This is a genomic window from Nocardia jiangxiensis NBRC 101359 (assembly GCF_000308615.1).
GTDB lineage: Bacteria > Actinomycetota > Actinomycetes > Mycobacteriales > Mycobacteriaceae > Nocardia > Nocardia jiangxiensis.
Map to the genome: position 1 here is coordinate 141,935 of NZ_BAGB01000012.1, position 6,551 is coordinate 148,485.

Below are 6,551 nucleotides of genomic sequence, written 5' to 3' on the forward strand. Positions count from 1 at the left end.
CTGATGCCGGGACGTCAGCGGCGTGACGGCGGAAACGGACCCGCCGGACAGAACAGCGGCCCCGAGGGCGGCCGTCAGGAACGTGGCGGCGGTCGTGACCGTCGCGGTGATCGCGGTGGCCGCGACAATGCCGCCGAGAAGAACCAGCTCGAGCGCGTAGTCGCGATCAACCGTGTCTCCAAGGTCGTCAAGGGTGGTCGGCGCTTCAGCTTCACCGCCCTGGTGATCGTGGGCGACGGCAACGGCCTGGTAGGCGTCGGCTACGGCAAGGCCAAGGAAGTTCCCGCGGCCATCCAGAAGGGCGTCGAGGAGGCTCGCAAGGGCTTCTTCCGCGTCCCGATGATCGGCTCCACCATCACCCATCCGGTGCAGGGTGAAGCGGCCGCCGGTGTGGTCATGCTGCGTCCGGCTTCGCCCGGTACCGGTGTGATCGCCGGTGGTGCGGCTCGTGCGGTGCTGGAATGCGCCGGTATCCACGACATTCTGGCCAAGTCGCTCGGCAGCGACAACGCCATCAACGTCGTGCACGCCACCGTTGCGGCCCTGAAGATGCTGCAGCGTCCGGAAGAGGTTGCCGCGCGCCGCGGTCTGCCGATCGAGGACGTCGCTCCCGCGGGCATGCTGCGTGCACGTGCCGGACAGGGAGTCTAGACATGGCACAGCTGAAGATCACCCAGATCAAGAGCACAATCGGCGCGAAGGCGAACCAGCGTGATTCGCTGCGCACCCTCGGCCTGCGCAAGATCCGGCAGAGCGTGGTCCGTGAGGACACCCCGCAGAACCGTGGTCTGGTCAACGTCGTGCGCCACCTCGTTACCGTTGAGGAGGTAAACGCATGACCCCGATCAAGCTGCACCACCTGCGTCCCGCGCCGGGTGCGAAGAAGGACAAGATCCGCGTCGGTCGCGGTGAGGGTTCCAAGGGCAAGACCGCGGGCCGCGGTACCAAGGGTACGAAGGCTCGCAAGAACGTCCCGGCCCGTTTCGAGGGTGGCCAGATGCCGCTGCACATGCGGCTGCCGAAGCTCAAGGGCTTCACCAACCCGTTCCGCGTCGAGTACCAGGTCGTGAACGTCGGCGATATCGCCCGGCTGTTCCCGCAGGGTGGCGAGATCGGCAAGGCCGAACTGGTCGCCGCCGGCGCCGTGCGCAAGAACGAATTGGTGAAGGTGCTCGGCCAGGGCGATATCGCCGTGGCCGTTCAGGTCAGCGCCGACAAGTTCTCCGGCTCCGCCAAGGAGAAGATCACCGCGGCCGGTGGCACCGCCACCGAGCTGGGCTGACAGTAACCGGTGCGGCGGGGCGGTAGCGTGGCGAAAGACCACGTGACCGCCTCGCGTAGGTCGCAGTACTACACAGGTCGCCGGACGGGTGAGAGCCCGTCCGGCGTCGCTGTTAGAGTTCAAGTGTTGTCTGCCAAGACTTGTCGAAACCCGGGCATGACCCCACATGTCGTTAGCCAGGAGGATCTGTGTTTTCCGCCTTCGTGTCGGCTTTCCGGACCCCGGACCTACGGCGGAAGATTCTCTTCACGCTGGGCCTGATCGCGCTGTACCGCGTCGGCGCGGCTCTGCCGTCGCCCGGTGTGGACTACAAGGCTGTCAAGCACTGCGTCGACATCGTCAGCGGTGGCGGTGACGCGGGCATCTATCAGCTCATCAACCTGTTCTCCGGTGGTGCGCTGCTGCAGCTTTCGGTGTTCGCGATCGGCATCATGCCGTACATCACAGCGAGCATCATCATCCAGTTGCTGCGGGTCGTCATTCCGCGCTTCGAGGAACTGCACAAAGAAGGCCAGTCCGGCCAGACCAAGATGACGCAGTACACCCGATATCTCGCGGTGGCGCTGGCGATTCTGCAGGCCACCGGTCTGGTGGCGCTGGCCGCTCGCAAGCAGCTGCTGCGCGGGTGCGATCAGGACATTCTTTCCGACAAGAGCATTTTCGGCATGATCATCATCGTGCTGGTGATGACCGCCGGTGCGTCGTTGGTCATGTGGTTCGGTGAGCAGATCACTGATCGCGGTGTCGGAAACGGCATGTCGCTGCTGATTTTCGCCGGTATCGCCGCGCGGCTGCCCTCGCAGGGCAAGGGCATTCTGGACAGCCGCGGCGGCCTGATCTTCGGCGCGGTCATCGTGGCCGCACTGCTGGTGGTCATCGCTGTCATCTTCGTGGAGCAGGGCCAACGCCGGATTCCGGTGCAATACGCCAAACGTGTCGTCGGGCGAAAGATGTACGGCGGCTCGTCGACCTATCTGCCGTTGAAGGTCAATCAGGCCGGTGTCATCCCGGTGATCTTCGCGTCCTCGCTGTTGTATCTGCCGAACCTGGTGGCCCAGCTGACGCAGGGGTCCTCGGGTGCTCAGGGCAGCTGGTGGCAGAAGATCATTCAGGAATACCTGGTGAATCCGGGTAATCCGGTGTATGTCGCGATCTATTTCGTGCTGATCGTGTTCTTCACCTACTTCTACGTCGCGATCACCTTCAGTCCGGAGGAACGCGCGGACGAGATGAAGAAGTTCGGCGGCTTCATTCCCGGATATCGTCCCGGTAAGCCGACCGCGGACTATCTGACTCGGGTTCTGAGCCGGATCACCCTGCCCGGGTCCATCTATCTCGGTGCTGTTGCCGTGTTGCCGAATCTGCTGCTGCATATCGGCGGCGGCGGTGGTGCGGCGAGCAACCTGCCGTTCGGTGGTACGTCGGTGCTGATCGTCGTGAGTGTGGGCCTCGACACGGTGAAACAGATCGAGAGCCAACTGATGAACAGAAATTACGAAGGGTTCCTCAAGTGAGACTCGTACTGCTCGGTCCGCCGGGTGCCGGTAAGGGCACACAAGCTGAACTGCTGTCGGACAAGTTGGGCGTCCCGCACATCTCCACGGGGAATCTCTTCCGTGCGAACATCTCGCAGCAGACGCCGCTCGGGCGCGAGGCGCAGCGGTATATCGACGCGGGCAATCTGGTGCCCAGTGATGTCACCAATCGCATGGTGGAATCCCGGATCGCCGAGCCGGACGCGGTGAAGGGTTTCGTACTCGACGGTTATCCGCGCACGGTCGATCAGGCCGAGGCGCTGGAGAAGATGCTCAAGGAGGCGGGGCACGAGCTCAGCGCCGTGGTGAGCCTCGAGGTCGCCGAGGACGTCGTGGTGGGGCGCATGCTGGGCCGCGGTCGCTCGGATGACACCGAAGAGGTCATCCGCAACCGGATGCACGTGTACCAGTCGGAGACCGCGCCGCTGCTCGAGCACTACGACGGCCTGGTCGTCACCGTGGACGGCGTCGGCGAGGTCGACGAGGTCAACGGGCGCGTGCTGCGGGCGTTGGGTCGCTGACGCGGATGGTCTTCGGCCGTAAGCACAAGAAGGTGGTGCCGTTCCGCACCTCCGGTGAGCTGGATGCGATGGCGGCGGCCGGAGCGGTCGTGGGCCGGGCCCTGGTCGCGGTGCGCGCTGCCGCGAAGCCGGGCGTTTCCACACTGGAATTGGACGAGGTCGCCGAGCAGATCATCCGCGACGCGGGTGCGGTGCCTTCCTTCAAGGGCTATCACGGTTTTCCGGGATCGATCTGTTCCTCGGTGAACGACCGTGTGGTGCACGGGATTCCGGTCGCGGACGAGATTCTGGCCGAGGGCGATCTGGTGTCGATCGACTGCGGGGCGATCCTGGACGGCTGGCACGGTGATTCGGCGTGGACGTTCGGCGTCGGCGAGATCATCGAGCCCGATCGGCTGCTCAGCGATGCCACGCGGCTGTCCATGGAGGCCGGGATCGAGGCGATGCTGCCGGGCAACCGGCTCACCGACATCTCGCACGCGATCGAGTTGGGCACCCGCGCGGCCCAACGCGAGCACGGCCGGTCCTACGGCATCGTGGACGGGTACGGCGGGCACGCCATCGGCCGCGAGATGCACATGGATCCGTTCCTGGCGAACGAGGGCGCACCGGGTCGCGGACCGAAGCTGGTCGTCGGTTCGGTGCTCGCGATCGAGCCGATGCTCACGCTGGGCACCACGCAGACGAAGGTGCTCGCCGACGACTGGACGGTCGTGACGACCGACGGCACTCGGGCGGCGCACTGGGAACACACCGTCGCCGTGACCGAGGACGGCCCGAGGATTTTGACGTTGCGACCCGAGTAACCACTCGCCGCGCACACCGACGCACCCATTCCACAGGTTGGCATGGGTGCGTCGTCGTTCTATGTGAATTATTCGAGGAACAGGTGTGGATCGGGCTCGCGGTGGGCACCCATTCGTGGTGACATCGGGCGGTGACTCGGGGGTGACCGAAGCGGTCGGCGTGGCAGCCGAGCGTGCGAGGCTCGGACGGTACCTACGGACGTATCGGCCGGGGCCCGCGGATGCGGGGCGGCCGCTGGTCGAGGCCGTGGTGATCGCGGTCGGGATCGTGGTCGCGTCGATCGGTTTCGTCGTCGGGGTTCCGGCGGTGGGCGCTCTGGGCATCGTGGCGCTGCTGGCGGGCGGGGTCTGGTCGCTGTGGGATCTGAGCCGGTCCGGTTCGGCGCACCGGCGCGAGAGTCGGCTGGATCTGTACGAGCAGGGCATGGTCGCCTCGGGCGAGGGACAGGTCCGGGTGGTCCGGTACGACAGTACGACGGTCCGGCGCAAGATCGTGCATTCCGCCAAAGATCCTGCCGCAGAGGGAGTTTCGTACCGCTACACGATCGTGGACACCGATGGTGAGCCGGTGGTGCTGCGGCACGGCATCGAATGTCCGCGACAGTGGGGCGTGGAGATCGAACAGGGCATTCTGCACGCGCAGCTACCGGTTGCCCAGGCGGCGCTGGACGCCGGGCAGCGACTGGATTTCGCGCCGATGTGGCTGACCTCGAGGGAACTGGGGACCGGTTCGGAGTCGGTGCCGTGGTCGCAGGTCGGTGATCTGGCCGTGGTCGGTGGCTGGTTGAGTGTGCGGGTGCGGGGGCGGGCGCAGCCGCTGGAATCGCTGCCGCTGTGCCTGGTGCCGAATTACGTGGTGTTCCGGGCGTTGGCCGAGCGACTGCACCCGACGTCCGTCACCGGCGCGGCCGGCTGAGCCGGACCGGATTCACGCTTCCAGCAGCAGGGTCACCGGACCGTCGTTGACCAACTCGACCCGCATGTGCGCGCCGAATCGGCCGGTGGCCACGGTCGCGCCGAGCTTGCGCAGGGTTTCGGCGAACAGCTCGACCAGAGGTTCGGCGACCGGGCCGGGCGCCGCGGCGGACCAGGAGGGCCGGCGGCCCTTGGCGGTGTCGGCGTAGAGCGTGAACTGACTGACCACCAGGACGGGTGCGCCCAGATCCGCGGCGGAACGTTCCCCGTCCAGGATGCGCAGCCGGAACAGCTTGTCGGCCAGGGCCTTCGCGGTCGCCTCGGAATCGGTGTGGGTTACCCCGACCAGGGCCGCGAGACCGTGCGGCACCCCCGCCGCGGCCGGGTCGATGCGGCCGACCACTTCCTCACCCACGATCACCTGCGCGGAACTCACGCGCTGCACCAGAATTCGCACGTCGGACATCATCGCAGGTCTGTCCTGTTCCCAGGTTTGGCTGTGCCGATTTGCATTTCGGCTACTCCTCGTTCATGTCGGCGCAACGGTGGATTCGCCGACGAATGTCATCGTCGATGATGCGTCAATGTGACAACGCGTCGATGTGACAACGCGAGGAGAGGGGAACCGCGATGACGACCGTCAAGGTCGATCCGGAGCAGTTGCGCAGGGCGTCGGTCAAGACCGGCGAGGTGCGGGACCGGATCGGGAGTGTCATCACCACCCTCCAGTCGGCTCTGGCCGCTCGGGGCGAGCCCTGGGGTGACGATTCGCTCGGGCACCAGTTCGCCGACGGCGACAAGGGCTACCTCACCGCGAAGTCCAACATGATCACCGGCGCGGGGCAGTTCGAGAAGACCTTCGACAGCTATTCCACGGGCCAGACCCAGAGCGCGGACAAGATCGAGACCACCGAGCACGGCACGGCCGCGGTGTACGTCACCTTCGACAAATGATGCCGGTTCGGTGACCGATGGCATACAAGTTCGACAGGGCCGAGCTGGAGTCGATGGTGGAGGATGCGCAGGAACAGCTGCGCACCGTCGCTCGAATCCAGCAGCAGCGTGCCCAATTGATCGGTACTGCAACGGTTTCCAATAAGCGCGTCACCGTCAGCGTGAATGCCGACGGAGTCGTGGTGGAGACCAGGTTCGGGCCGGGTATCGAGAACCTCGGCTTCTCGGCGATCGCCAAGGCGGTCACCGAGGCCGCCCAGCTGGCCGCCCAGGATCTGGCCGAGAAGAATCGGGAGCTGATGTCGCCGCTGCAGAGTCAGCGGGCCCGGCTGCCGAAACTCTCCGACCTCATCGAGGGCATGCCGGACCTGCGCGGTCAGCTGCCCACACCGCCGGAACCCTCACTGAAGCCGCCGAATTCGGCTGAGCGCAACCCACTACCCGGCGCGGACGAGATGCAGTTCACCGACGTGGAGTCGTACGACCACGACCACGAAGTGCAGCATCGGCCCACAGAAGCCGGTTGGTGATCGCGGGG

The 6,551-nt window shown here is 65.8% G+C and carries 10 protein-coding genes; 9 read left to right on the forward strand and 1 reads right to left on the reverse strand.

The features are described from left to right. Window positions 1-3 precede the first annotated feature (3 nt). From rpsE to ON40_RS47875, 7 genes are all read left to right on the forward strand, one after another. On the forward strand, window positions 4-651 hold the full coding sequence (gene rpsE / locus ON40_RS03945; RefSeq protein ID WP_040818518.1) for a 30S ribosomal protein S5: 648 nt from the start codon (window positions 4-6) through the stop codon (window positions 649-651). 2 nt (window positions 652-653) lie between these two features. Beyond that, window positions 654-839, forward strand: a complete 186-nt coding sequence (gene rpmD / locus ON40_RS03950) for a 50S ribosomal protein L30 (protein WP_040818521.1) — start codon at window positions 654-656, stop codon at window positions 837-839. Beyond that, window positions 836-1,282, forward strand: a complete 447-nt coding sequence (gene rplO / locus ON40_RS03955) for a 50S ribosomal protein L15 (protein WP_040818525.1) — start codon at window positions 836-838, stop codon at window positions 1,280-1,282. Before rpmD ends, rplO begins: the two co-directional genes overlap by 4 nt. A gap of 188 nt (window positions 1,283-1,470) precedes the next feature. Continuing rightward, window positions 1,471-2,796 carry a preprotein translocase subunit SecY gene (secY, locus tag ON40_RS03960; RefSeq protein WP_040818528.1) on the forward strand — a complete coding sequence of 442 codons (1,326 nt, stop codon included), beginning with the start codon at window positions 1,471-1,473 and terminating at the stop codon, window positions 2,794-2,796. Next, complete coding sequence (locus ON40_RS03965) at window positions 2,793-3,338, forward strand: adenylate kinase (RefSeq protein ID WP_040818531.1); 546 nt, start codon at window positions 2,793-2,795, stop codon at window positions 3,336-3,338. The genes secY and ON40_RS03965 overlap by 4 nt, the downstream gene beginning before the upstream one ends. A 5-nt stretch (window positions 3,339-3,343) precedes the next feature. After that, window positions 3,344-4,144 carry a type I methionyl aminopeptidase gene (map, locus tag ON40_RS03970; RefSeq protein ID WP_040818532.1) on the forward strand — a complete coding sequence of 267 codons (801 nt, stop codon included), beginning with the start codon at window positions 3,344-3,346 and terminating at the stop codon, window positions 4,142-4,144. A 142-nt stretch (window positions 4,145-4,286) separates the two neighbouring features. Next, window positions 4,287-5,060, forward strand: a complete 774-nt coding sequence (locus ON40_RS47875; RefSeq protein ID WP_051192657.1) for a DUF6585 family protein — start codon at window positions 4,287-4,289, stop codon at window positions 5,058-5,060. A gap of 12 nt (window positions 5,061-5,072) precedes the next feature. On the opposite strand, the gene dtd is transcribed toward ON40_RS47875, so the two are convergent. Next, complete coding sequence (gene dtd, locus ON40_RS03980; protein ID WP_040818764.1) at window positions 5,073-5,516, reverse strand: D-aminoacyl-tRNA deacylase; 444 nt, start codon at window positions 5,514-5,516, stop codon at window positions 5,073-5,075. 173 nt (window positions 5,517-5,689) lie between these two features. Between dtd and ON40_RS03985 the strand changes: the two genes are divergently transcribed. Both ON40_RS03985 and ON40_RS03990 read left to right on the forward strand, forming a co-directional pair. Then, window positions 5,690-6,013 (forward strand): WXG100 family type VII secretion target, encoded by a 324-nt coding sequence (locus ON40_RS03985; RefSeq protein WP_040818535.1) that lies wholly within the window; start codon window positions 5,690-5,692, stop codon window positions 6,011-6,013. 17 nt (window positions 6,014-6,030) lie between these two features. After that, window positions 6,031-6,543, forward strand: coding sequence for a YbaB/EbfC family nucleoid-associated protein (locus tag ON40_RS03990; RefSeq protein ID WP_063712934.1), 513 nt, complete (start codon window positions 6,031-6,033; stop codon window positions 6,541-6,543). Window positions 6,544-6,551: the final 8 nt, after the last annotated feature.

What these genes read in the sequence shown, in the direction of transcription:
- rpsE (WP_040818518.1), top strand. Translation starts at nt 4, where the DNA reads ATGCCGGGACGTCAGCGGCGTGACGGCGGAAACGGACCCGCCGGACAG.
- rpmD (WP_040818521.1), top strand. Translation starts at nt 654, where the DNA reads ATGGCACAGCTGAAGATCACCCAGATCAAGAGCACAATCGGCGCGAAG.
- rplO (WP_040818525.1), top strand. Translation starts at nt 836, where the DNA reads ATGACCCCGATCAAGCTGCACCACCTGCGTCCCGCGCCGGGTGCGAAG.
- map (WP_040818532.1), top strand. Translation starts at nt 3,344, where the DNA reads ATGGTCTTCGGCCGTAAGCACAAGAAGGTGGTGCCGTTCCGCACCTCC.
- ON40_RS03985 (WP_040818535.1), top strand. Translation starts at nt 5,690, where the DNA reads ATGACGACCGTCAAGGTCGATCCGGAGCAGTTGCGCAGGGCGTCGGTC.
- ON40_RS03990 (WP_063712934.1), top strand. Translation starts at nt 6,031, where the DNA reads ATGGCATACAAGTTCGACAGGGCCGAGCTGGAGTCGATGGTGGAGGAT.